Raw genomic sequence first — 24,026 nt, 5'->3', positions numbered from 1 at the left:
CCCTGCCCCGGTCGCCGCCGACCGGCGGGCCGGGCCGCGGGGGCGACCCGAAATCGCTAGGAGAGGTCCGAGGACGGGGCGAACGGCTGCTCGGCGGACGGGGCGTCCTCTTCGGCCTGTTCGCGTTCGGCCTGTTCGCGGCGTGCCTTGCGCTGGGCCTTCTCGGCCCGGGCGGCGGCCTTCTCCTCGGCCTTCAGGGCCTTGGCCGCCTCCTTCTCGCGGAGACGCCTGAGGCGTTCGCGCTCCTTGTGACGGCGTTTGGGGTCCAGGGTCGGGCGAGGCTCCAGCCCGGACAGGCCGTTCCAGGCGAGGTTCACCACGTGGGCGGCGACCTCCGCGCGCTTGGGCTTGCGCACGTCCAGCCACCACTGGCCGGTCAGCGCCACCATGCCCACCAGCATCTGCGCGTACATCGGAGCGTGCTTGTCGTCGTACCCGCGCCGGTCGAACTCCTCGGCCAGCACGTGCTCGACCTGGCTGGCGATCTCGCTGAGCAGGCTGGCGAAGCTGCCGGTGCCGGTGCCGCCGTGCGAATCGCGCACCAGGATGCGGAACCCGTCGCTGCACTCTTCGATGTATTCCAGCAGCGCCAGCGCCGCCTTCTCCAGTTTTTGCCGATAGTGCGTGCCCGCCATCAGGGCATCGGTGATGAGGCGGAGCAGCTTCTCGAACTCGCGGTCCACCACGACCGCGTACAGACCCTCCTTGCCGCCGAAGTGTTCGTACACCACCGGCTTGGAGACCCCGGCCGCGGCGGCGATCTCCTCTACCGAGGTGCCGTCGAGTCCTCGCTCGGCGAACAGGGTCCGCCCGATCTCGAGAAGCTGCTCACGTCGTTCCTTACCGGTCATCCTCTTGCGGCGGGACCGTGGGGCGGGTTCAGTCACTCATCAATCATCCCGCGAAGACGGGATCACCTCAGCCTCTTGGCGGCCAACCGCTCCTGGTTCGGCCAGCGGACGTTGTAGGCCCACCCCAGCTTCTCGAACGCCCAGATGACCCGGGCGGAGACGTCCACCTGACCCTTGAGGACGCCGTGACGCGCGCACGTGGGGTCGGCGTGGTGGAGGTTGTGCCACGACTCGCCCAGCGACGGGATGGCCAGCCACCAGACGTTCCGCGACTCGTCCCGGGCCTCGAAGTCCTTCTTGCCGAAGGTGTGGCAGATGGAGTTGATCGACCAGGTCACGTGCTGCACCAGGCCGATCCGCACCAGTCCGGCCCAGAAGAACGCGGTCAGCGCGCCCTGCCAGGACATGGTCAGCAGGCCGCCGAGCACCGCCGGCAGCAGGAACGAGACCGCCACCAGCGCGGGGAACGCCTTGTGGATCCGCACGATGTCCTTGTCGGCCAGCAGGTCCGGGGCGAACCGCCGCTTGGAGGTCTGGGCGCCGTCGAACAGCCAGCCGTAGTGCGCCCACACCAGCCCCTTGGCCAGCGCCTTCCAGTCGTCGCCGAACCGCCAGGGCGAGTGCGGGTCCATCTCCTTGTCGGAGTGCTTGTGGTGCCGCCGATGGTCGGCCACCCAGGTGATGACGGGGCCCTCGATGGCCATGCTCCCCGCGATGCCCAGCGCGATGCGCAGCGGTCGCTTGGCCTTGAACGAGCCGTGCGTGAAGTGCCGGTGGTAGCCGATCGTGATGCCGGCCGCCGTCACCAGGTAGAACACCGCCGCCAGCGCCACGTCCGTCCAGCCCAGGACGCGCCCCCAGGCCATCGGGACCGCGGCGAGCAGGGCCAGGAACGGGACGCCGGTGAAGACGGCGACGAGCACCTTCTTGCCGAAGGGGGTCTGCTCGGACTCGAGTTCGGGCCGTGAGCCGGCGCGTGGCCGGTCAAGAACCGGGGCAGTAGTCATACGAACGCTCTCCATGTCGGGAACCCTTACCTACGCCACCGTAACCTACGGATCCGTAGGTTGGACAGACCTCGTCGGTAAAACCGGTGCTGTCTTCCCGGTCACATGTGCGAGCGATCCACCCGCCCGCCCCTCGCGCGCCGACTCCGGGCCGGCGGCCCCGACGACGCCGAGGACGGGCCTGCGCCCGGCGGGGCCGACCTCTCTGAGGCCAACGCCCGGCGGGCGTCCCGAGTTCGCCGATCGCTCGCATGCCGGGGATCGATACCTCCTGTGGGACATCCGAAACCGCACGCCTTCGTCCTCCCGCCGCCCGCCCCACGGCGGACGGTGCAGACGGCGTGCTCGATGAGGCGCGTTCTGAACCGCCCTGCTCCGCATTGCCGTGACCGCGCCGTCACGGCGCCGGAAAGGGCACCGGCGCGGCCGGAGCCGATCCGGAGAAGGCCCCGGTCCGCCATGGCGCTATGACATTGCGCACACATATCCGGCCCGCCGGCTACCGGATGTGCGCGCCCGGTGACGCTCGCCTTCCGCGTCGTGGATTCCAGATCGGTCCGGGCGGGCGAACGGCGGGGGATCCGACGCACCTTCGGCTCGGATCGGGAAGGCCTTATGGCGTCCGGGCGCACGGCGGCGGGAACGGCGGACGGCCGCCTTTCGCGCACGGACCGGCGACCTTTCGTGCGCGGACCGGTGACGAGGCGGGAGCCGGGCCGTTTCCTCCTTCGAAACGGGAGATCGACTGCAAAGCGGGCCGGCCGAGAGAGCCGCCGCCGTGTTCTCTTCCTACGGCGCGCGCCTTTTCGGTCCGCGGGATCCCGGCGCCGCGCCATGAGGGCGGGCGCCGGGATCCCCGGTGACCGCAGAGGGCTTCGCCGGAAAGCCCGTCGATCCCTTGAGAGGAAGGTTTTCCACAATCGAGAAAGTGTTATCCACAGGGTGGTCCACAGAGGGGTTCGGCGGAGACCTTTCCGGAGCGCATCCGGCGATGAGCGCCGGCCCGATCGGCGGCTGCGGATCGGCCCGCGGCCGGACGCGGAGGGCGTCGGTGCGGCGCCGCCGGGACGGGCGCCCACCCGTCGGAGGCGGCCCATGGGGCCGCCGGGAGAGCACCCGGGAGGCCGCGCGCGTGACGGGCACTTCCGGGGAGGACGGGGCGCAGGGGCCGCGCGGCGCCGGCCGGTGGTGCGCCGGCCGGCGACCGGAGGGCGGGACCGAGGGGTCCGGCGGGCCCTGAGCCCTCCGACGCCCGATCGGCGCGGGAGACCGCATGTGAAATGCTTCTTCTCAGTCCTGGATAGCGAGATATCTCGGCACTCGTCCGCTGATGGGCGGAAAACGGTGGCGATGCGCGAAACCGGAGCCTCCCGGTCGACGACGCGTCGCCGTCGACCGGGTCCTTTCCTCGGGCCGACACGGCGGATGAGAAACCGGGGAGAAAGGGGTGGCGAGAAGGAATCTCCGTCCCTTCGCGGCCGGGGAGATCGGGGAGGGCGCGGCGAGCCCGTCCCACGGGCTCCGGCGGAGGCGGCGACGGGCCGGAGGGGCCGTCCTCGGCGCCTTCGCCCACGGACGCCGCGGACCGCGGAGCGAACACGCCCGGGCACCGCGGCGGACGCCGGGAACGGCGTCGTGGAGAGGGGGATCCGCGCATCGAGGAGACCCGCCGCGATCTTCTCCGCCCGCATCGTCGTCCGCTTCTTCGCCCGCACCGCGGCACGGCGCCGACGGCATGTCCGCAAGACGTCCGCGAACGGACCGGACCGCGCCTCCGGCGGCGCCCGCCGCCGCGGGAGGCGCTGTTTTAAGGGGAGGCCGCGAGCAGCGTCAGTCGGTATCCTTGGACACGTCGGTCTCGATGACAGGGACCGGTCCTTCCCGGGTCGTCTAACGGCAGGACAGGGCATTTTGGTTGCTCTAATGAGGGTTCGATTCCTTCCCCGGGAGCAGGACGAAGAGCGGCCCCGCCAGGCGACGCCCGGCCTGGCGGGGCCGGGAACCCCGCGGGGGTGACAGGACGAGGCGGGGCGGTATCCTGCAGCTGTCGGGCCTGTGCTGGTCGCCTGCGTCGATGCAGGTCGTGAGTGTTTCAGCTCCATAGCGTTCGCCGGTGCCCGATCATCCGACCCAGTCCGCGATGCCGAGGAGCCTCCGTGAGTGCGCGCCGCCCGGCTGCCGTGATCGTCCTCGCCGCGGGTGAGGGCACCCGCATGAAGTCCCGCAAGTCCAAGGTCCTGCACGAGCTGTGCGGACGCAGCATGCTCGGTCATGTGCTGGCCGCCGCCCGCGAGCTGGAGCCGCAGCGGCTGCTCGTGGTGGTGGGGCACCGCCGTGAGCAGGTGATCGAGCACCTGGCCGAGCACGCCCCGCACGCCGAGCCGGTGGTCCAGGAGCGGCAGGGCGGGACCGGACACGCCGTGCGCACCGTGCTGGAGCAGGTCGGAACGCTGCAGGGGACGGTGGTGGTCACCAACGGCGACCATCCGCTGCTGCGCGGCGCCACGCTGGCGGAACTGGTGCGCACCCACGAACGGGAGCAGAACGCGGCGACCGTCCTGACCACCGAGGTCCCCGACCCCACCGGATACGGGCGGATCCTGCGCGGTCCGGACGGCGCGGTGACCGCGATCGTGGAGCACAAGGACGCCGATGAGGCCCAGCGCGCGGTGCGCGAGATCAACGTCGGCATGTACGCCTTCGACGGCGAGCTGCTGGAGTCCGCGCTCAAGCAGGTGACGACCGACAACGCCGGCGGCGAGGAGTACCTGACCGACGTCCCGGCGATCCTGCGCGAGCAGGGCCACCGGATCGGGGCGTTCACCGCCCCGGACTGGGTGGAGATGCTGGGCGTCAACGACCGGGTGCAGCTGGCGGAGGCGCGCAGGCTGCTCAACGAGCGGATCGTCCGGGAGCACATGCGGGCCGGCGTGACGGTGGTGGATCCGGCCACCACCTGGATCGATGTGGACGTGGTCACCGAGCCCGACGTGGTGATCCATCCGAACACCCAGCTGCGCGGGAGCACCCGGCTGCAGGAGGGTGCCGAGGTCGGCCCCAACACCACGTTGACCGACACGGTGGTGGGCGCCGGCGCGGTGGTCGTCAACGCGGTGGCGGACCGGGCCGAGATCGGCCCGGAGGCGACGGTCGGGCCGTTCGCCTATCTGCGACCGGGCACCCGCCTGGCCCGCAAGGCCAAGGCGGGCACCTATGTGGAGATGAAGAACGCCGTGGTGGGAGAGGGGGCGAAGGTGCCCCACCTCACCTATGTCGGCGACGCCGAGATCGGGCAGGGCTCGAACATCGGCGCCGGGTCGGTGTTCGTCAACTACGACGGGGTGCGCAAGCACCGCACCGTCGTGGGCGACCACGTGCGCATCGGCAGCGACAACATGCTGGTCGCTCCGGTGCACATAGGCGATGGGGCCTATACGGCGGCGGGTTCCGTGATCGTCAGCGACGTCCCTCCCGGGGCGATGGCGGTGGCGCGGGGCCGGCAGCGCAACATCGAGGGGTGGGTCGAGCGCAAGCGCCCCGGAACCCCTGCCGCGGAGGCGGCGCGCCGGGCGGCCGAGCGTCGGGCGGACGAGCCCGCCGCCGGCCAGGACACGGGTGCATAGATTTTCCTTCGAGGGGGAGTTTTCTCAGGTGAGTGGGATCAAGGCGAGCGGTGAGAAGAAGCTGATGCTCTTCTCCGGCCGGGCGCACCCGGAGCTGGCCAAGGAGGTCGCCGACAACCTGCACGTGGAGCTGACGCCGACCGCGGCCTATGACTTCGCCAACGGCGAGACCTTCGTGCGGTTCCTGGAGTCGGTGCGCGGCTCGGACGCGTTCGTGATCCAGTCGCACACCTCGCCGATCAACCAGTGGATCATGGAGCAGCTGATCATGGTCGATGCGCTCAAACGCGCGTCGGCCGCCCGGATCACGGTGGTCGCTCCGTTCTTCGGGTACGCGCGACAGGACAAAAAGCACCGGGGCCGGGAGCCGATCTCGGCGCGGCTGATCGCCGACCTGTTCAAGACGGCGGGGGCGCACCGCCTGATCACGGTGGACCTGCACACGGCGCAGATCCAGGGGTTCTTCGACTGCCCGGTGGACCACCTGTTCGCGCTGGAGCTGCTGGCCAGCCACGTGGAGTCCAAGCTGGACACCTCGCAGGTGACGGTGGTGGCCCCCGACGCGGGCCGGGTGCGGGTGGCGGAGCGGTGGACCGACCGGCTGGGCTGCCCGCTGGCGATCATCCACAAGCGCCGGGACCCCGAGGTCGCCAACGAGGTCAAGGTCTTCGAGGTGGTCGGCGAGGTCGAAGGCCGCACCTGCGTGATCGTGGACGACATGATCGACACCGGCGGCACGATCGTGAAGGCGGCCGACGCGCTGTTCGAGAAGGGCGCGGCGCGCGTGGTGGCGACGGCCACGCACGGGGTGCTGTCGGGCCCGGCGGTGGACCGGTTGAAGAACTCCCGGATCTCTGAGGTGATCCTCACCAACACCCTGCCGATCCCGGAGGAGAAGAGGTTCGACAAGCTGACGGTGCTGTCGATCGCTCCGCTGATCGCGCAGGCGATCCACGAGGTGTTCAGCGACGGGTCGGTGACCAGCCTGTTCGGCGGGCACAGCTGAGGCCGGCCGCCGGCCGCGTGCCGGGCCGCCCGTGCGGCGGTCCCGGCGCGCCGTGCGGGGGCGTGCTGCGCGGGGACGTCTCGCCCGTGGGGGCGCCCCGTGCAGCGGGCGTCGCGGGTCGGTCTCGTGGCCCGGCGCACGCTGCGCCGGGCGGGCGGCGCGCCGGGCTCGTGGCATCGGGACGGCCTGAGATCGGTTAGACTTGGTGCGCCGTGTGCGCCCCGGGTCGTTCAGTACGGCTCCGACGGTGGACTCGCACTCCCCGGGGATCGCATCTGGATCTTTGACGAGGCGCTTGCCGCAATCGAGCCTTCGCCTTGATACGCACTGTCCGTAACGGACGTCCTGTGTGGACGGCCGTGGATCGCAACATGAGGAGACTTCGCCGTGTCCGAGGTACGTATTGTCGCCGAGCCGCGCACCGAGTTCGGTAAGGGCGCAGCTCGGCGCGCCCGCCGGGCCGGCAAGGTGCCTGCCGTCCTCTACGGTCACGGCACCCCTCCGCAGCACATCACGCTGCCGGGCCACGCCCTGATGCTGGCCCTCAAGACGCCGAACGTGCTGCTGCGGGTGGAGGGCCTGGCGGATGGACCCGCGCTGGCCCTGCCGAAGGACGTGCAGCGGGACCCGATCAAGGGGTTCCTGGAGCACGTGGACCTGCTGCTGGTGGAGCGAGGGGAGAAGGTCACCGTCGAGATCCCGGTCAACGCGACCGGTGACGTGGCGTCGGGCGGCCGGATCGAGCAGCCGGTCATCGAGGTCGCCGTGGAGGCCGAGGCCACCCACATCCCCGAGGCGGTGGAAGTGGACGTGACGGGGCTCCAGATCGGCGACTCGGTGCTGGCCAAGGACCTGAAGCTGCCCGCGGGCGTGTCGCTGGCGGCCGACGAGGAGACGTTGATCCTCCAGATCGTGGACGCCTCCGCGGCGACCGGCCCGGCCGCGGAGGAGGCCGAGGGCGAGTCCGCCGAGGACTCCGCGGCCGCCGCCGAGTGACGGCCTCTTCGCAACGGCTTTCCGCCAACGGCCCCCGCGGTGCGCACCCGCCGGGGGCCGTCGGCGTGTGCGGGGGTCGCCGGCGCGGCGGGACCGGGCGGCGTCACGGGGATCCGGGGGTGCTGCGGTGATGCTGCGACGTTGGTGGAAGCGTATCGGTGGTGGACTCGGTGGTGGACGTGCCGGTCGGGCGGGCGTGATGGACGACGGTGAGCTGTGGCTGGTGGTCGGGCTGGGGAACCCCGGCCCCCGCTATGCCGGGAACCGGCACAACGCCGGGTTCATGGTGCTGGACGCGCTGGCGGCGCGGGCCGGAGGGCGCTTCAAGGCCCACCGGGCCCGGGCCGAGGTGGTGGAGGGACGGCTGGCGGGGCGGCGGGTGGTGCTCGCCAAGCCGCGGTCGTATATGAACGAGTCGGGGGGCCCGGTAGCGGGATTGCGGAATTTTTTCAAGGTCCCCGTCGAACGAATCGTGGTGGTGCACGACGAACTGGACATCCCCTTCGGGGCGGTCCGGTTGAAGCGCGGCGGCGGCACGGGCGGCCACAATGGGCTGCGGTCGATTACGAAATCCCTGGGAACTGCAGAATTCCTACGGGTTAGGTTTGGAATAGGGCGCCCGCCGGGCCGGACCGATCCGGCGACGTTCGTGCTGCAGGACTTCTCCGCCGCCGAGCGCAAGGAGCTGGACCTGCAGGTCGAGCTGGTGGCGGACGCGGTGGAGCACCTGCTGGCCAAAGGGCTGGAGGCGACCCAGAACGTCTACCACTCCCGATCCGCCTCGTGACCCTTCTCCGACCTTTCGGACACTTTTCCGGGTGGCCCGTGTGGCGGATCGGCGCGGTGTGCTAAGAATGCCGAGAGATCCCTGGTTGTCGTGAAGTCCTGAGACGTTCGCCGATCCGACACGGGACGCCCATGATCGGGGGGATTTTGCGGGACGGCGTGTGAACCGCAGGTGACAGATGGGCGTCCTGGGATGTAAGCCAACATGGGGGGCCTTCGTCGCCCAGTCTGTGAGGACGCTGATGGCCGTCGTCGACGAAGTGGGAGTGAGGAGCGCGCCGCGCGCCGCGCGTGAGCGCCGCAGGCCCGCCACCTGGCTCAGGCGCTATCTGCACTGGGCTTTCACGCTGGACTTCGTCGCCATGCTGGTGGCCGGGCTGGTGGCGTTCGCGGTGCGCTTCACACCGGTTCCGGACGACTACACGCTGCCGTACGTGGGGTTGGCCGTGGCGCTGCCGGTGGTGTGGGTGGCGGTGCTGTCGGTGCTGCGCGGCTACGACCCGCGCTTCGTGGGGGTGGGGTCGGAGGAGTTCCGCAGGGTCATCCGCTCCGGCTGGGTGATGACCGCGATCGTGGCGACCGCGGCGTACGCCACCAAGACCGAGGTCGCCCGCGGATACGTGCTGATCGCGCTGCCGCTGGGCACCTTCCTGACCCTGGTGATGCGGTACCGGCTGCGCAAGCGGCTGCACTATCGGCGCTGGCACGGCGAGTGCATGCGCCGGGTGATCGCGGTGGGGCACCGCGGCGCGGTGGCCGACCTGATCAAATTGCTGGAGAAGCAGCGCTACCACGGCATGCACATCGTGGGGGTGTGCCTGCCGCCCGCCCTCAGCCACGGTGAGGACGCCGTCGAGCACGTCGAGGGCGTGCCGGTGATGGGGGACTTCGGGCAGGCGGCGCAGGTGGTCAAGGCGGCCCGGGCCGACTCGGTGGCGGTGCTGGCGTGTCCGGAGATGGACGGGGTGGCGCTGCGCCGGCTGGCCTGGCAGATCGAGGCCGACGACGTGGAGCTGGTGGTGGCGCCGGCGCTGATGGACGTGGTCGGCCCCCGGATCTCCATCCGCCCGGTGGCGGGGCTGCCGCTGCTGCACGTGGAGCATCCGGAGCTGTCGGGCGGACGCCGGCTGGTCAAGGAGCTGTCGGACCGGATCGGGGCGCTGGTGCTGTTGCTGCTGGCCGCCCCGGTGATGGCCGGGGTCGCGCTGGCGATCCGCATCGGCGACGGCGGGCCGGTGCTGTTCCGGCAGACCCGGGTGGGCCGGGACGGCCGCCCGTTCACCATGATCAAGTTCCGCACCATGGTGGACGACGCCGAGATCCTCAAGGCCCAGCTGGCCGAGCGCAACGAGCACGACGGAGTGCTGTTCAAGATCAGGGAGGATCCGCGGGTCACCCGGGTGGGCCGGGTGCTGCGCCGCTACTCCCTGGACGAGCTGCCCCAGCTGCTCAACGTGCTGCGCGGGGACATGTCCTTGGTGGGACCGCGTCCTCCGCTGCCGGAGGAGGTGGCGCGGTACGGGGACGACGTGCGCCGCCGGCTGGTGGTCAAACCCGGGATGACCGGGCTGTGGCAGATCAGCGGCCGTTCGGACCTGTCGTGGGAGGAGTCGGTGCGGCTCGACCTGCGGTATGTGGAGAACTGGTCGCTGGTGATGGACCTGCAGATCATGTGGAAGACCTGGTCGGCGGTGATCCGGGCCTCCGGCGCGTACTGACCGCCGCTTTCGGCCCCATCCCGCCGCCCCGCCGGCCGCATGAGCGCCTCATGATGGACAATGGGGTGGCGACCCACCAAACCGAGTCTGGAAGTCGACATTCATGCCCTCCCACCTCACGGCCGCATACGAACCCGCCCCCGACAGCGCCGACCACGATCTGGCCGCCGAGCTGGCGACCGCCGCCGGCCGGGTGCTGCTGGACATCCGCGCGCGGGTGGGGCACGCCGACGGCAAGGCCCTCAAGGACGCCGGCGACCGGGGCTCGCACGAGTTCCTGACGGCCGAGCTGGCCAAGGCCCGCCCGGCCGACGCGGTGCTCTCGGAGGAGGGCAAGGACGACCCGGCCCGGCTGGAGGCCGAACGGGTGTGGATCGTCGACCCGCTCGACGGCACCCGGGAGTTCTCCGAGGAGGGCCGCACCGACTGGGCGGTGCACGTGGCGCTGTGGGAACGCGGCCGGCTGGTCGCCGGGGCGGTCGCACTGCCCGCCCAGGGGCGCACCCTGCACACCGCGGCCGACGGCGGCGCCGTGGTGTCCGTCGCATCGGGCCGGACCCCGCTGACGGTGCCCGAGCCGACGCCGGGAGTGCTGCGGATCGCGGTGAGCCGCACCCGCCCGCCCCGGTTCGTGCAGCGGCTGGCCGAGCGGCTGGAGGCCAAGGTGGAGCTGGTCCCGATCGGCTCGGCGGGGGCGAAGATCTCCGCGGTGCTGCTCGGGGACGTGGACGCCTACGTCCATGCCGGCGGTCAGTACGAGTGGGACAACGCCGCGCCCGCCGCGGTGGCGCTGGCCGCCGGGGCGCACGCCACCAGGATCGACGGGACGGCGCCGACCTACAACAACCGTGACGTGCTGCTGCCCGATATCCTTGTCTGCCATCCCGTGTCGGCGCCGATGATGCTGGCCGGCATCCGGGACGTCTCGCCAGGTCTGTCAGGCTGATCAGCCCCACAGAAAGCCCGTGATAATGCAGCGCAGTGACTATCTGCTGTCTCAACTCGACGTTCTCGAGGCCGAGTCGATCCATATCATCCGCGAGGTGGCCGCCGAGTTCGAGCGGCCGGTCCTGCTGTTCTCCGGCGGCAAGGACAGCGTGGTGATGCTGCATCTGGCGAAGAAGGCGTTCTGGCCGGCGGCCATCCCGTTCCCGGTGATGCACGTCGACACCGGGCACAACTTCCCCGAGGTGATCGAGTTCCGGGACCGGCGGGTGGCCGAGCTCGGGGTCCGGCTGATCGTGGCGTCGGTGCAGGAGTCGATCGACAAGGGCCGGGTGGTGGAGGAGACCGGCCGGTGGGCCAGCCGCAACCGGCTGCAGACCACCACCCTGCTGGACGCCATCGAGGAGCACCGGTTCGACGCGGCGTTCGGCGGCGCCCGGCGCGACGAGGAGAAGGCCCGCGCCAAGGAGCGGGTGGTCTCCTTCCGCGACGAGTTCGGCCAGTGGGACCCCAAGAACCAGCGGCCCGAGCTGTGGAACCTGTACAACACCAAGATCCGGCCGGGTGAGCACGTGCGGGTGTTCCCGCTGTCGAACTGGACCGAGCTGGACGTGTGGGACTACATCCGGCGGGAGGGGCTGGAGATCCCCTCGATCTACTTCGCGCACACCCGGCGGGTGTTCGAGCGGGACGGGCTGCTGCTGGACGACAACCCCTACGCCAACCGCGGCGAGGACGAGCCGGTGTTCGAGGCGATGGTGCGCTATCGCACGGTCGGCGACATGTCCTGCACCGGCGCGGTCAAGTCCACCGCCGCCACGCTGGACGAGGTGATCGAGGAGATCGCCGCCACCAGGATCACCGAGCGCGGCCAGACCCGTGCCGACGACCGCACCAGTGAGGCCGCGATGGAGGACCGCAAGAAGGAGGGCTACTTCTAGCCATGGTGATGGACATTCTGCGGTTCGCCACCGCGGGCAGCGTCGACGACGGCAAGTCCACGCTGATCGGCCGCCTGCTGTACGACTCCAAGTCGATCTTCGAGGATCAGCTCGAGGCGGTGGAGCGCACCAGTGCCGACCGCGGCGAGGAGTACACCAACCTGGCCCTGCTGACCGACGGCCTGCGGGCCGAGCGGGAGCAGGGCATCACCATCGACGTCGCCTACCGCTACTTCGCGACCCCGCGGCGCAAGTTCATCATCGCCGACACCCCCGGGCACATCCAGTACACCCGGAACATGGTGACCGGGGCGTCCACCGCGGACCTGGCGGTCATCCTGGTGGACGCGCGCAAGGGCATCCTGGAGCAGTCCCGGCGGCACGCGTTCCTGGCCACGCTGCTGCGGGTGCCGCACCTGGTGGTGGCGATCAACAAGATGGACCTGGTCGACTACGACGAGGCCGTCTACCGGCGGATCGTCGACGAGTTCACCGCGTTCGCCACCAAGCTGGAGATCGGGGACCTGACGTTCATCCCGATCTCGGCGCTGCACGGCGACAACGTGGTCGAGCGCTCCAACAACATGCCCTGGTACGACGGGCCGTCGCTGCTGCACCACCTGGAGCACGTGCACATCGCCTCCGACCGCAACCTCATCGACGTGCGCTTCCCGGTGCAGTACGTGATCCGCCCGCACAAGGCCACCGACCCGGAGCTGCACGACTACCGCGGCTACGCCGGGCAGGTCGCCGGCGGGGTGCTCAAGCCCGGGGACGAGGTGGTGCACCTGCCGTCCGGGCTGACCACCACCATCACCCACATCGACGGCCCCAACGGGCCGGTCCAGGAGGCGTTCCCGCCGATGTCGGTGACGCTGCGACTGGCCGACGACATCGACATCTCCCGGGGCGACATGATCGCCCGCCCCCACAACCAGCCGCGGGTCGCCCAGGACCTGGACGCGATGGTGTGCTGGATGACCGACGCCCGCCGGCTCACCCCGCGGATGAAGCTGATCATCAAGCACACCACCCGCACCGCCCGGGCGATGGTCAAGGACGTGCACTACCGGCTGGACGTCAACACCCTGCACCGCGACGAGCGGGCCGACGGATTGGGGCTGAACGAGATCGGCCGCATCACCCTGCGCGTCACCCAGCCGCTGTTCGTCGACGACTACTCGCGCAACCGGCTGACCGGCGGGTTCATCCTCATCGACGAGGCCACCCACGGCACCGTCGCGGCCGGCATGATCACCGACGCCAGGTAGGCGACCGATGACCGGCCCGGTGCGCGTGCTGTACATCGGCGGCCTGGGCCGCAGCGGCTCGACCCTGCTGGAGCGGCTGCTCGGCGAGCTGCCGGGCGCGTTCGCGATGGGCGAGGTCGTGCATCTGTGGCAGCGGGGCGTCGTCGACGGGGAACGCTGCGGCTGCGGCGTGCCGTTCGGGGAGTGCCCGTTGTGGACCCGGGTCGGGCGGGAGGCGTTCGGCGGCTGGGACCGGCTGGACGCCGCCGACGCGCTGGCCCGCAAGGCGGCGGCCGACCGGACCCGGTTCATCCCGGCGCTGGCCCGCGCCCGGCTCCGCCCGGACATGCGGGAACGGGTGGAGCGGCACAACGAGTTGTACCGGCGGCTGTACGCGGCGGTCGAGCGGGTCAGCGGGGCCGAGGTGCTGGTGGACTCCAGCAAGTCGGCGTCGCTGGCGCACTGCCTGCGCTGGTGCGAGGGGGTGGACCTGCGGGCGGTGCACGTGGTGCGGGACCCGCGGGCGGTGGCCTACTCGTGGTCGAAGGTGGTCAGGCGCCCCGAGGCGGCCGAGGGCTCCGCCGAAGGCGAGTTCATGGCCCGCTGGTCTCCGGCCAAGACGGCGGCGCACTGGAACGCCCAGAACATGGGCATGGACCTGCTGGCCCGGGCCGGGGTGCCGACCCTGCGGGTGCGGTATGAGGACTTCGTCGCCGCGCCCGCCGACACTGTCGCCGAGATCGCCGCGTTCGCCGGGCTGCCGGACGCCAAGGCGCCGTTCGTGGACGAGGTCACGGTGGAGCTGAGCGCCAACCACCAGGTGGCGGGCAACCCGATGCGGTTCCGCACCGGCCGGGTCGAGCTGCGCCGCGACGAGGCGTGGCGGACCGCGTTCCCCGCCGCCCAGCAGGCCCTGGTCACGGCGCTGACGCTGCCGACGATGACCCGCTACGGTTACCGTCCGGTCACCGGGCGGTCATAACCATCGCGACATCCCGTTCACCCGGGACGCCGGAGGCGGCTACTGTCGCACCGTGCGCGGTGGGCAGGGACGAGGAGACGCGGCGGGACGCCGACGGGACGCGGGCCGGATGAGCCGTCTCCCGAGGGCCTTCCGGGACCGCCGGAGAGGACCGCTGGGGGTCGAGCCCCCGCCCCGGATCCGGCGGAGGGTCGTCGCGGCGGCGGTCCTCGCGGCCGTCACGGCGGGGACGGCCGTCCTCACCGCCGATCACGAGGCGCCCGCCCCGGCCCGCCGGGCCGGGGACCCCGGCCCGTACCGCACGCTGCATCCCGTCGGACCGCCGCTGCGGGCCGAGGCCGAGATCACCGGCTCGCCCCGCCCACGGCGGCCCGCCCGGCGGGACGCGACGGCCGGCGTGACCGGGGGAGACGGCTGCGGTGCGGTGAGCGCCGATCTGGTGCCCTCCTGCGGGGCGTGGTGGGGGGTCAGTCCCGGCGTCGACTCGCTGGAGTACATGGAGTCCCGGTTCGGACGCCGGTTCGACCTGGTGCACTTCTGGTACGGGATCGACTCCGTCGACGTCCCCGACGCCGCGGCGCGCAGGCTGGCCCGGCAGGGCCGGATCCTGCACATCAACATCGCCGGTCGGGCGTTCGGCGGCGGGCGGGTGCGGTGGCGGCAGATCGCCGAGGGCCGCTGGGACCGCACCCTCGCCCGGCAGGCCCGGGGGATCGCCGCGTTGGGCGCGCCGGTGTTCGTCACCTTCGACCACGAGCCCGACACCCCGCCCAAGCTCCGCACCCGGGGGACGGGGGCGGACTTCGTGGCCGCCTGGCGGCGCGTCCACGACGTGTACCGGCGCAACGGCGCCGACAACGCGGTGTGGGTGTGGGTGCTGACCGGCTACCCGGGCAACTTCCCGCGCGCCGCGGGCTTTTACCCCGGCGACCGGTACGTCGACTGGATCGGTTGGGAGGCCTACCAGGCGTACCTGTGCGACGGGCGGATCTGGCGGGCCGAGAAGTACGCCTCGTTCGAGGACACGCTCAAGCCGTTCCACGACTGGCTCAAGAGCGAGGGCGTCAAGGCCGGGATCGACCCGCGCAAGCCCTACATGATCAACGGGCTGGGCGCGGTCCGCTACACCGACCCGGCGTTGTCGGCCCGCTGGTACCGGGAGATCCCCGCCACCCTCAGGCGCTATCCCCAGATCAAGGCCGTGCAGCTGTGGCAGCCGCCGAAGGGCATGAGGTGCCCGTGGCGGATCTTCGACCGGCCCGCCGAGGTGGAGGCCTTCGCACGGGCCGGTCAGGACCCTTACGTCAACCAGCGGCGGCCCGGCGGCTAGATGCCGCGGCCTCGCCGGTGCAGCCGCTGCACGACCTTGTCGGCGTTCAGCGCCCGTCCGGCGACGGCCAGCGCCAGGTAGGCGCGCGGCTCCCGCCAGTTGGCGCGCAGCGTGCGACGCGCCCAGCGCAGCGCGGCCCGCCGCCGCCCGGACGCGGCCTCGGCGAACGCGATCTGCCCGGCGATCCGCCCGTAGCCGCGCGGCACGAACCGGAACTCCGGATACCGCTCCAGCAGCCAGTCCAGCGCCTCGGCGATGGTCCGCCACCGCTGCGCGAAGTAGGACCTCTTGTGCCACAGCACCCGCACGTGGACCTCGGGCACGTTGCGGACGGGGGTGCGGCGGGCGGCGCGCAGCAGGAACTCGTAATCCTCCCCGTAGCTGCCCGGCACCTCCTCGCTGACCAGCCCGATCCCCTCCAGCAGCGCCCGGCGGCGCATCAGGAACGTCGAGGGGTGCAGCTCGGTCACCCGGGAGCGCAGCAGCTCGGGGAACGTCACCGCGGTGCGGTCCAGCGTCCGGTCGATCGCGGTGTCGTCGTAGTCCACCCGGATGCCGCAGCACACCAGCTCGGCGGCGGGATCGGCGCGCAGCACCGCGACCTGGGCGCGGAGCTTGCCCGGCAGCCACACATCGTCGTCGTCGCAGAACGCGATCAGCTCTCCGTCGGCGGCCAGGATCCCGGTGTTGCGGGCCCCCGCCAGCCCGGGGGCGCGTTCGTTGACGATGACCCGCACACCTCGGTGGGCGTCGCCGGACTCCAGCTCCTTGTCCGGGTCGCTCTGGTCGAACACCACCAGGCAGCGCACATCGCCCGGGTAGTCCTGGGCGAGCACCGAGTCGAGCGCGGTGCGCAGCAGCTCGGGCCGGTTCCGGGTGGCGATCACCACCGTCACCGAGGGCCAGTCGCCGTCCTCGCCGTCCCCGTCGCCCTCGGCGTCCCGGGCGGTCGCCGCGCCGTCGCCAGCCGAGGCGACGGCCGCGCCCCGGTGCGCGGCGACCAGCGTGTCGATCAGCTCCCCGGTCCGCCGCACCGCCTCGGCCTGCGCCGCCGCGTCGTCCCCTTCGGCCAGGCGGAACGCCTGGGGGTCGGTCAGCACCCGGTCCAGCCGCTCGCGCAGCGCCGCCTCGTCCTCGCACAGCTCGACCAGGCCCTTGGCGGCGACTCGGCGGGCGAAGTCGATCTGGTGGCCGTCGACGATCTCACCGCGCCCGGGGTCGCGGGCCACGATCACCGGCAGCCGTCCCAGCCGCCGCGCCTCGCCGATGGTGGACGCCCCGGCGTGGGTGACGACGACCGCCGCCTCGCCCATCAGCCGCAGCAGCTCCTCGTGATCGAGCATGTCGCGCGCCTCGGCGTGCTCGGGCGCCGCCGACGCGCCGTGCTGCACGATGCACCGCACCCGGTCGGCCCCGGTGTCGCGGAACCACCGGTCCACCCATCCGATCAGCCGGTCGAACTTGTGGAAGTCGGTGCCGACGGTCACCAGCACCAGCGGACGATCGCTCACAGGAGGCTCCCCACGACGACGGCGTTCGGGAAGAAACGGCGCTGCTCCTCCCACTGGACCAGGAACAGGGAGGCCAACGGGCGGACCAGCCGGCCGGTCAGGGTCGGGGAGTCGATCCGGTCGTAGACCTCGATGAAGACCGTGGGGATCCGCCACAGCCGGCCCAGCAGGAAGAACGGGAACGCCACGCCGGCCCCGGTGGAGACGATGACGTCGGGACGGTCGCGGCGCAGCAGCCGCCAGGCCAGCCAGGTGTTGCGGATCAGGTTGGGGATGTTGCGGGTCGTCGGATGGTAGGCCCACGCGATCCGCTCACCGGCCAGCAGCGACTCGGCGTGCCGGGACTTGAACGTCACCCAGGACCGCTCATGCCGTTCCCACCAGGGCTTGAGCGCCAGCAGCTGGGTGAGATGGCCGCCGGTGGATCCCACGAGAAGGACATGCGTACCGGAAGGCACAAAGGCTCCTCATCATGCGGGGGGAGGCGGGGGAGGACACCAGACTCTATCTCGTGACCTGCCCGGACATGGTCAGGATGCCGGTTCTGGCCGATGTGCGCGCCGCCGGGCCCGGCGCAGCTCCCGCAGCTTCAGCGTCTCGCGCCACCGCCAGCAGCCCGTCGCGTACACGGCGAGGCCGGCCGTGCCCGCCGCCAGCACGGCCGCGAAGCCGTCCCCGGCGGTCAGCCGCACCGCCAGCGGCAGCGCCCCGAAGGACAGCGCGGCCAGCGCGGCGGCGGTGAGGGTGCCGCGGCCGAACGGATGCAGCCCCAGCGTGACCGCGATCTGGGCGAGCGGCACGAGGTTCTTGACCACCAGCGCGATCGCCCATCCGGCCGCGGCGCCGATGATCCCGATCCTGGGGATGAGGATCAGGTCGGCGAGGATGTTGACGCCCATCGCGGTGACGATGTTGACCAGGTTCCAGGTGGTCTTCCCGGCCATGATCAGCACCGTGTCGACCTGCCCGCAGATGGTGGCCAGCAGCATCGTCAGCGACAGCACCAGCACCACGTCCGCGCCGTTTTGGTAGCCGTCCCCGAACAGCCGCAGCACGAACGGCGCGAACGACGCCAGCATCAGGTACAGCGGCCAGGTGATCAGCACCAGCCAGGCGGTGGCGGTCTGGTAGAGGTCGGCGGCGGCCCGCCGGTCCCCGCGCGCCAGCACCTCCGACAGCTGCGGGGCGACCGCCTGCCCGAGGGCCTGGTTGCCGACCTGGCCGACCAGGATGTAGCGGGTCGCGGCGGTGTAGACGGCGGCCTCCACCGGCCCCAGCAGCGCCGCGACCAGCACGATGTCGAACCTCAGCAGGATCAGCTGGGCGAGCGCCGCCACCGCCCGCGGCCAGGTGTAGCCCCAGAACTCCCGGGCGGCCCCCGCCCGGGGCGCCGGCGGCGCGTCGGCGGTGTGCCGCCGCACCATCGCCCGCAGCCACAGCGACGCCGCCACCGCCGTGCACGCGTACGGTCCCGCCCAGGCCAGCCCCAGCAGCGCCCCGCTGCCCGCCAGGGACACCGCCACCAGGGCGGTGAGCTGGAGCGTCTGCCGGCCGATGTTCTCCACCAGCACCGTCGGGCGCATCTGGCGGAAACCGCGCGTGGCCGCCAGCGCCGTGTCCGACATCGCCGCGATCGGCAGGAAGATCGCCAGCACCCGCAGGTAGCCGACGAAGTGGCCCGGGTCCCCGTCCACCGACCATCGCGCCACCTGCGGCGCGAACGCCCACAGCGCCGCCCCGGTCAGCGTCGCCGCCGCCAGCACCGGGGGGACGGCGGTGCGGACGAACGCCGTGGCCCGGCCCGTCGCCTCCAGCGCTCGGGCCCGGGCGATGTGGTAGACGAGGCCGATGTCGGTGCCCAGGCGGGACAGCGCCAGCCCCACTAGGAACACCGTGGTGGCGGCGAAGAAGATCCCCGCCTCGCGCGGGGAGAACCCGCGGGTGACCACCGCGACCGCCAGGAACTGGGCGGCCGCGGTGACGGCGGCGCCGACCATGTTGAGGGTGCCGCCGCGCGCCAGCGACCGCAGATCGGCGCGGCTCCGGGCGGGCTGGGGGGTGCCGGTGACCGTCATCGCCAGGACGGCTCCCGGCCGAGCCAGTCCGCCAGGCGGGCGTCATAGGGCTCGAAGTACTCGGTCAGCTCCCGTCGCACCGACTCCGGCATGGGCGCGGGGCGCGGGGCGGCGTTGTGCTGTTCGAACTCCGGGTAGCCCAGGTTCGGCAACCCCAGGAACTCCAGCAGCCGGTCGTAGACGGCGGTGGGGTTCGTCGCCAGCTCGTGGCTGTCGATCACGTGGATGCGCTCGCGGCCGACCAGGCGCTCCATGCGCTCCAGCTGCTCCACATAGCGGCCCCGGGCGCGGTAGGCGTGGTGCTGCACGCTGAAGCTCACATAGCCCGGGTCGGCCAGCATCTTGTCGATCTCGCCGGCCAGCCGGGTCTCCTCCAGCTCCAGCGCCCGCTCGAACGGCTCGGTCTCGAACCCGCGCCGCACCTCCTGGGCGTGCGCGGAGAACGCCCGCTCCACCGGGTCGCGCACCATCGCGATCAGCTTCACCCCGGGCAGGTCGCGGGCGATCCGCTCCGGTCCCAGCGGGTGGAACATGTAGAACGGGCTGGCCTCGAACGTCTGCGGCCGCACCCCCAGCCGCCGCTCCACCATCCGGGCGGTGGCCGTCAGCGGGAAGTGCGACCGGTACCAGGCCATGCCCCGGTCGTAGTGCATGTCGAAGTAGTGCACGCCCTTGTCGAGCCGGTCCCGCAGGATCGCCGGATGCCGCCGCAGATAGCGGAACAGGGACGTGGTGCCGCAGCGCTGTGCGCCCACGATGAGGAAGTCCGGGGTCATCCGCGCCTCGTGGGTGAGCCTGCCGAAGGTCCGCACGCCCCGCCGGGCGGCGTTCTTGAGCGGCCGGGTGAGCGGCAGGGAATCAGCCACGTCGTCTCCTGTGAGGATCGAAGTAGGGGTCGTGGGCCAACGCGCGGAACGCCGCCATGGAGGTCGGATCATCGCGCAGTGAGTAGTACATCATCGTCTGCGCGCTGTGCCGGTGGTGACGGTCGTAGTAGGCGATGCCCTTGATCTGCGGATTCCGCTTGACGTAGGCGCCGAAGGAGCGCAGCCACTCCGCCCGCCGCCCCTGGTTGGACTCGGCGCCGTACTCGCCGATGACGACGGGCTTGCCGGGGCGTCCCCGCGCCCAGCCGAGGAACGCGTCGAAGATCCGCTCCGGCGGCACCAGCTCGGGGAAGGCGTACCCGTCCGCGCACAGCCAGTCCACCTGGTCGTCGCCCGGGTAGTAGCGCTGCGCCCGGCCGTCGGCGAACCCCTCGGCGGTGGGGCACCACACCCAGCCGACGTTGCGGGCGCCCTCTTCGGCGAACAGCCGCCGGATCCGCCGCCAGGCGGCGATGTACTCCTGCGGATCGCGGATCTGGTCGCGCAGGTTGGGCCGGTCCATCTCGCCCCGCCAGGCCAGCAGCACCGGGCGCCGCAGCCCGGCCAGGCCGCGGGCGCGCTCCCTGATCAGCTCGTCCTGCCCGCCGGAGAGGATCTTCGTCAGCCGGGTGCCGCCCCAGCCGATCATCAGGATCCGGCCGTCCTCGACGACCTGCCGGTCGATCCGGCGGGGGAACTCCTTGTCCCACGGGTAGTAGGTGCGGACCAGGTCCAGCGGCCCGCCGATGCGGCGCTCGTAGTCGGCCAGCGCCTCGATCAGCCCCCGCTGGCTGAAGTCGCCGTCGAGGGGGTCCACGTACGCGCCGAACCAGGCGCCGTGCTCCGGCTGCCGGGGGCCGCCGTCGGCCGGGAGGTCGTCGGGGTCGTCGGACTTCCGGGCCACGGCCACGATCACGGCCGTCACCAGCAGCACCGGAAGGAGCAGCCATACGACGCGAAGGCGACGACGCGCTGCCATGGTGTGGATCGGGTCCCTCCGTCGTCAGGGGGTGACGGACGCGGGTGCGCACGGCGCCGGAGGAGGAGCGGCGCGCCGCTCCGCCCGCACCCGGCCGATGAGAGGGGACGTCTGAAAGGTCGGATGAGTTTACCCGGTGAATCAACCGTGCGCCGAATGTTATGGACTTCTGACCGACTCCCTCGGCAATGGTCACGAAACTGGACGAACGGGTAGGTGATCGCCCCGTCAGACGATAGTCTGGCCGCCGCTAGGTGGCGCGGCGATCGCGGACGACAGGGGGAAGACCGCACCGAAACGCGCCTTGGCCGGCCCTCATCGGGCGTCTTTCAGGAGTGACCTTGATAGCTGGACGAGCGCGTAGCCTGCTGCTCGCCGGGGCGCTGACATTGGCCGGGATGGTCGGCCTGTCGACGCCCGCCCAGGCCGAGCGGCTGCCGCAGGACCGACTGGTCAATCCGAATCCGGTGGACTGGTCGCCCAACGTGGTGGACGGCACCGTGTACGCCATCGCCCAGGTGGGCGACAAAGTCATCATCGGCGGCACCTTCACGCAGATCAAGGAAGCCGGTTCGAACACCGCCGTCACTCGCCCTTACCTGGCGGCCTTCAACGCGACCACCGGCAAGCTGGACACCGCCTTCCGGCCGGATGTGGACAAGCCGGTGCGCGACATCCTGGTCGCGCCCGACGGCGACACCGTCTACATCGGCGGCAACTTCAGCACCGTCGGCGGCGTGCGCAGCAAGGGCGTCGCCCGGATCAACGTCACCAACGGCAACCGGGTGGCCTCGTTCACGCCCGCCGCGCTCGACGGTCAGGTCCGCGACCTGGAGCTGGCCGGCGGCCGGCTCTACATCGGCGGCACCTTCACCACCGTCGGCGGCGTCTCCCGGACCGGCCTGGCCACGCTGAACCCGCAGACCGGCGCCCGCGACGACTTCGTCGACCTGAACGTCTCCGGTCTGCACAACGGCGGCACCACCAAGGTGTGGCAGTTCGCCATCTCCCCTGACGAGCGCAAGCTGGTCATGATCGGCAACTTCACCCGGGTCGGCGGGCAGCTGCGCGACCAGTTCGCGGTGCTCGACCTGACCGGGCAGAAGGCCACCGTCGCCAACTACTACACCAAGCGCTTCGAGGCGGCCTGCTCCACCGCGGTGGAGACCTACATGCGGGACGTGGAGTTCGCCCCCAGCGGGGAGTACTTCGTGGTCGCCACCACCGGCGCCTACCGCGCCGGCCAGCTGTGCGACACGCTGACCCGCTGGGAGACCAACGCCTCCGGCACCGACATCCAGCCGACCTGGATCAACTACACCGGCGGCGACACCCTCACCAACGTGGCGCTGACCGGCGACGTCATCTACGTCGGCGGACACAACCGCTGGCTGAACAACCCCTTCTGCGGCGACAAGGCCTGCCAGGGGGCGGTCAGCCGGCCGGGCATCGCCGCCGTCAACCCGATCAACGGGCTGCCCTACAGCTGGAACCCGGGCCGTGACCGCGGGCACGCCGTCGAGGACATCGTGCCCACCAGCGACGGGCTGTGGATCGGCAGCGACACCGACCGGGTGGCCGGCGAGCTGCACCAGAAGATCGCCAAGTTCCCGCTGGCCGGCGGCAAGCAGATCCGCCAGCCCACGCCGCCCACGCTGCCCGGCGACGTGTACCTGGCGGGCGGGGTGCAGACCTTCAACCCCGACGACAACGTCGACAAGCGCTCCTTCGACGGCACCACCGCCGGAGCGCCCGCCTCCGTGGCGAACGGCGGGATCGACTGGTCCTCGGTCCGCGGCGGGTTCATGCTGGACGGCACGCTGTACTACGGCATGTCGGACGGCGAGCTGTACAAGCGGACCTACAACGGCCAGAGCTACGGCGCCGCGAGCAAGGTGGACACCGCCGACCAGCTGGTCCGGATGACCACCTGGCACTCTGAGGTGAAGTCCATCACCGGCATGTTCTTCGACAACGGCCGGATCTACTACACCAAGTCGGGCGACTCGAAGCTGTACTACCGGTACTTCGAGCCCGAGTCCGACATCGTCGGCGCCGAGGCCTACACCGCCTCCGGCTCCATCACCGGGGTGAACTGGTCCGACGTGCAGGGCATGTTCAAGGCCGGCAACAAGCTCTACTACGCCAGCCGCAGCAACAACGGCGCGCTGCGCAGCGTGCAGTTCACCAACGGCAAGCCCGTCGCCGGGACCGCGACCACCGTCGCCACCGGGGACTGGCGGGCCCGCGCCCTGTTCCTGTTCGACGGGACCCCCAACTCCGCGCCGAACGCCGCGTTCACCGCGTCCTGCCAGGCCGTCAAGTGCTCCTTCGACGCCGCCGCCTCCACCGACCCCGACGGCAAGATCGAGTCCTACTCGTGGGACTTCGGCGACGGCTCGACCGGCACCGGGGTCTCGCCCGACCACACCTACAAGCAGGCGGGCACCTACACCGTCAAGCTCACGGTGACCGACAACAAGGGGGCGATCGGCACCACCAGCAAGCAGGTCCAGGTCCTCGACAGCTCCATCGGCTACCGGGCCACCGCGGGCTACAACGGCAACAGCAACGCGCCCAAGGTGACCGTGCCGACCAGTGTCCAGCCCGGTGACCAGATGCTGCTGATCCTGACGGCCAACAACACCAGCGCCACGGTGACCCCGCCGTCGGGCTGGACCCAGGTCGCCACCGCCGGGAACGCGGCGATGAACAGCCGGGTGTGGCGTCGCACCGCCACCGCCGCCGACGCCGGCACGGATGTGACCATCCCGCTGAGCGCCATCATCAAGACCGACCTGCGGCTGCTGGTGTACCGCAACGTCGACGGCGGCAACCCGATCGCGCAGGCGGTCTCGCGGATGGACCCCCAGGGCACCGTCCGCACCACCCCCACGGTCAACGTGACCGGCGCGGGCCGCTGGGTGGTCTCCTACTGGTCCGACAAGGGCACCACCACCTCGTGGACCGCCCCCTCGGCGGTGACCCGCCGGGCCGGTAGCGGCAGCGGCACGACCGCCAGCATCAGCACGCTCGTCGCCGACTCCGGCGGGTCCGTCCCGGTCGGGTCCTACGGCGGGCTGACGGCGACCGCGAACGTGGCCGCCAACAACGGCCTGATGTGGACGATCGTGCTGAACCCCGCCCCGTGACCCGGGGA

At 71.5% G+C, this 24,026-nt stretch carries 18 protein-coding genes and 1 tRNA gene; 12 read left to right on the top strand and 7 right to left on the bottom strand.

What is annotated here, in order from left to right; all coding sequences use genetic code 11:
* Positions 1–56: 56 nt before the first annotated feature.
* Both EIO00_RS08825 and EIO00_RS08820 read right to left on the bottom strand, forming a co-directional pair.
* Entirely contained in the window at positions 57–887 is an 831-nt protein-coding gene (locus tag EIO00_RS08825) for a TetR/AcrR family transcriptional regulator (RefSeq protein WP_422100036.1), read from the bottom strand.
* A 26-nt stretch (positions 888–913) separates the two neighbouring features.
* Positions 914–1,858, bottom strand: coding sequence for an acyl-CoA desaturase (locus EIO00_RS08820; RefSeq protein WP_140177032.1), 945 nt, complete (start codon positions 1,856–1,858; stop codon positions 914–916).
* Positions 1,859–3,737: 1,879 nt separating this feature from the next.
* Between EIO00_RS08820 and EIO00_RS08815 the strand changes: the two genes are divergently transcribed.
* From EIO00_RS08815 to EIO00_RS08760, 11 genes are all read left to right on the top strand, one after another.
* Positions 3,738–3,808: transfer RNA gene (locus tag EIO00_RS08815), tRNA-Gln, on the top strand.
* 206 nt (positions 3,809–4,014) lie between these two features.
* On the top strand, positions 4,015–5,481 hold the full coding sequence (glmU, locus tag EIO00_RS08810; RefSeq protein ID WP_140177030.1) for a bifunctional UDP-N-acetylglucosamine diphosphorylase/glucosamine-1-phosphate N-acetyltransferase GlmU: 1,467 nt from the start codon (positions 4,015–4,017) through the stop codon (positions 5,479–5,481).
* Between the two features lie 28 nt (positions 5,482–5,509).
* A complete protein-coding gene (locus tag EIO00_RS08805; protein ID WP_140177028.1) occupies positions 5,510–6,487 on the top strand; it encodes a ribose-phosphate diphosphokinase in 978 nt (325 codons plus the stop codon).
* 387 nt (positions 6,488–6,874) lie between these two features.
* Complete coding sequence (locus EIO00_RS08800) at positions 6,875–7,483, top strand: 50S ribosomal protein L25/general stress protein Ctc (protein ID WP_140177026.1); 609 nt, start codon at positions 6,875–6,877, stop codon at positions 7,481–7,483.
* Between the two features lie 199 nt (positions 7,484–7,682).
* Positions 7,683–8,270 carry an aminoacyl-tRNA hydrolase gene (pth, locus tag EIO00_RS08795; protein ID WP_140177024.1) on the top strand — a complete coding sequence of 196 codons (588 nt, stop codon included), beginning with the start codon at positions 7,683–7,685 and terminating at the stop codon, positions 8,268–8,270.
* A 241-nt stretch (positions 8,271–8,511) separates the two neighbouring features.
* The gene (locus tag EIO00_RS08790) at positions 8,512–9,987 is read left to right on the top strand and encodes a sugar transferase (protein WP_140177023.1); all 1,476 of its coding nucleotides are present in this window, start codon (positions 8,512–8,514) and stop codon (positions 9,985–9,987) included.
* Between the two features lie 103 nt (positions 9,988–10,090).
* A complete protein-coding gene (locus EIO00_RS08785; protein ID WP_140177021.1) occupies positions 10,091–10,933 on the top strand; it encodes a 3'(2'),5'-bisphosphate nucleotidase CysQ in 843 nt (280 codons plus the stop codon).
* Between the two features lie 25 nt (positions 10,934–10,958).
* Positions 10,959–11,873 carry a sulfate adenylyltransferase subunit CysD gene (gene cysD, locus EIO00_RS08780; protein ID WP_140177019.1) on the top strand — a complete coding sequence of 305 codons (915 nt, stop codon included), beginning with the start codon at positions 10,959–10,961 and terminating at the stop codon, positions 11,871–11,873.
* 2 nt (positions 11,874–11,875) lie between these two features.
* Entirely contained in the window at positions 11,876–13,144 is a 1,269-nt protein-coding gene (locus EIO00_RS08775) for a sulfate adenylyltransferase subunit 1 (protein ID WP_140177018.1), read from the top strand.
* Positions 13,145–13,172: 28 nt separating this feature from the next.
* A complete protein-coding gene (locus EIO00_RS08770) occupies positions 13,173–14,105 on the top strand; it encodes a sulfotransferase (RefSeq protein WP_140177212.1) in 933 nt (310 codons plus the stop codon).
* Positions 14,106–14,214: 109 nt separating this feature from the next.
* Positions 14,215–15,435 carry a glycoside hydrolase family 26 protein gene (locus EIO00_RS08760; RefSeq protein ID WP_161602679.1) on the top strand — a complete coding sequence of 407 codons (1,221 nt, stop codon included), beginning with the start codon at positions 14,215–14,217 and terminating at the stop codon, positions 15,433–15,435.
* Here the strand turns inward: EIO00_RS08760 and EIO00_RS08755 are convergent.
* From EIO00_RS08755 to EIO00_RS08735, 5 genes are all read right to left on the bottom strand, one after another.
* Positions 15,432–16,946, bottom strand: coding sequence for a glycosyltransferase (locus EIO00_RS08755; protein WP_140177012.1), 1,515 nt, complete (start codon positions 16,944–16,946; stop codon positions 15,432–15,434). The genes EIO00_RS08760 and EIO00_RS08755 overlap by 4 nt on opposite strands.
* The gene (gene pssD, locus EIO00_RS08750) at positions 16,943–17,377 is read right to left on the bottom strand and encodes a PssD/Cps14F family polysaccharide biosynthesis glycosyltransferase (RefSeq protein ID WP_140177010.1); all 435 of its coding nucleotides are present in this window, start codon (positions 17,375–17,377) and stop codon (positions 16,943–16,945) included. Before pssD ends, EIO00_RS08755 begins: the two co-directional genes overlap by 4 nt.
* Positions 17,378–17,476: 99 nt before the next feature.
* The gene (locus tag EIO00_RS08745) at positions 17,477–19,021 is read right to left on the bottom strand and encodes a lipopolysaccharide biosynthesis protein (RefSeq protein ID WP_140177008.1); all 1,545 of its coding nucleotides are present in this window, start codon (positions 19,019–19,021) and stop codon (positions 17,477–17,479) included.
* Positions 19,018–19,887 (bottom strand): sulfotransferase family protein, encoded by an 870-nt coding sequence (locus tag EIO00_RS08740; protein ID WP_241661229.1) that lies wholly within the window; start codon positions 19,885–19,887, stop codon positions 19,018–19,020. Before EIO00_RS08740 ends, EIO00_RS08745 begins: the two co-directional genes overlap by 4 nt.
* On the bottom strand, positions 19,880–20,866 hold the full coding sequence (locus EIO00_RS08735) for a glycoside hydrolase family 26 protein (RefSeq protein WP_140177004.1): 987 nt from the start codon (positions 20,864–20,866) through the stop codon (positions 19,880–19,882). The genes EIO00_RS08740 and EIO00_RS08735 overlap by 8 nt, the downstream gene beginning before the upstream one ends.
* Before the next feature lie 341 nt (positions 20,867–21,207).
* Here EIO00_RS08735 and EIO00_RS08730 point away from each other — a divergent pair, with 341 nt between their 5' ends.
* A complete protein-coding gene (locus EIO00_RS08730) occupies positions 21,208–24,018 on the top strand; it encodes a PKD domain-containing protein (RefSeq protein WP_241661228.1) in 2,811 nt (936 codons plus the stop codon).
* The last annotated feature ends 8 nt before the right edge of the window (positions 24,019–24,026 follow it).

The organism is Thermomonospora catenispora (assembly GCF_006363815.1).
In the GTDB taxonomy this organism is placed as follows: Bacteria; Actinomycetota; Actinomycetes; order Streptosporangiales; family Streptosporangiaceae; genus Thermomonospora; species Thermomonospora catenispora.
This window is presented reverse-complemented; position numbering and strand designations above follow the sequence as displayed.

Bases quoted from the DNA above. Each gene is read 5' to 3' on its own strand.
- EIO00_RS08820 (WP_140177032.1), bottom strand. From the start codon at position 1,858: ATGACTACTGCCCCGGTTCTTGACCGGCCACGCGCCGGCTCACGGCCC.
- pth (WP_140177024.1), top strand. From the start codon at position 7,683: ATGGACGACGGTGAGCTGTGGCTGGTGGTCGGGCTGGGGAACCCCGGC.
- EIO00_RS08790 (WP_140177023.1), top strand. From the start codon at position 8,512: ATGGCCGTCGTCGACGAAGTGGGAGTGAGGAGCGCGCCGCGCGCCGCG.
- EIO00_RS08785 (WP_140177021.1), top strand. From the start codon at position 10,091: ATGCCCTCCCACCTCACGGCCGCATACGAACCCGCCCCCGACAGCGCC.
- cysD (WP_140177019.1), top strand. From the start codon at position 10,959: ATGCAGCGCAGTGACTATCTGCTGTCTCAACTCGACGTTCTCGAGGCC.
- EIO00_RS08775 (WP_140177018.1), top strand. From the start codon at position 11,876: ATGGTGATGGACATTCTGCGGTTCGCCACCGCGGGCAGCGTCGACGAC.
- EIO00_RS08760 (WP_161602679.1), top strand. From the start codon at position 14,215: ATGAGCCGTCTCCCGAGGGCCTTCCGGGACCGCCGGAGAGGACCGCTG.
- EIO00_RS08745 (WP_140177008.1), bottom strand. From the start codon at position 19,021: ATGACGGTCACCGGCACCCCCCAGCCCGCCCGGAGCCGCGCCGATCTG.
- EIO00_RS08735 (WP_140177004.1), bottom strand. From the start codon at position 20,866: ATGGCAGCGCGTCGTCGCCTTCGCGTCGTATGGCTGCTCCTTCCGGTG.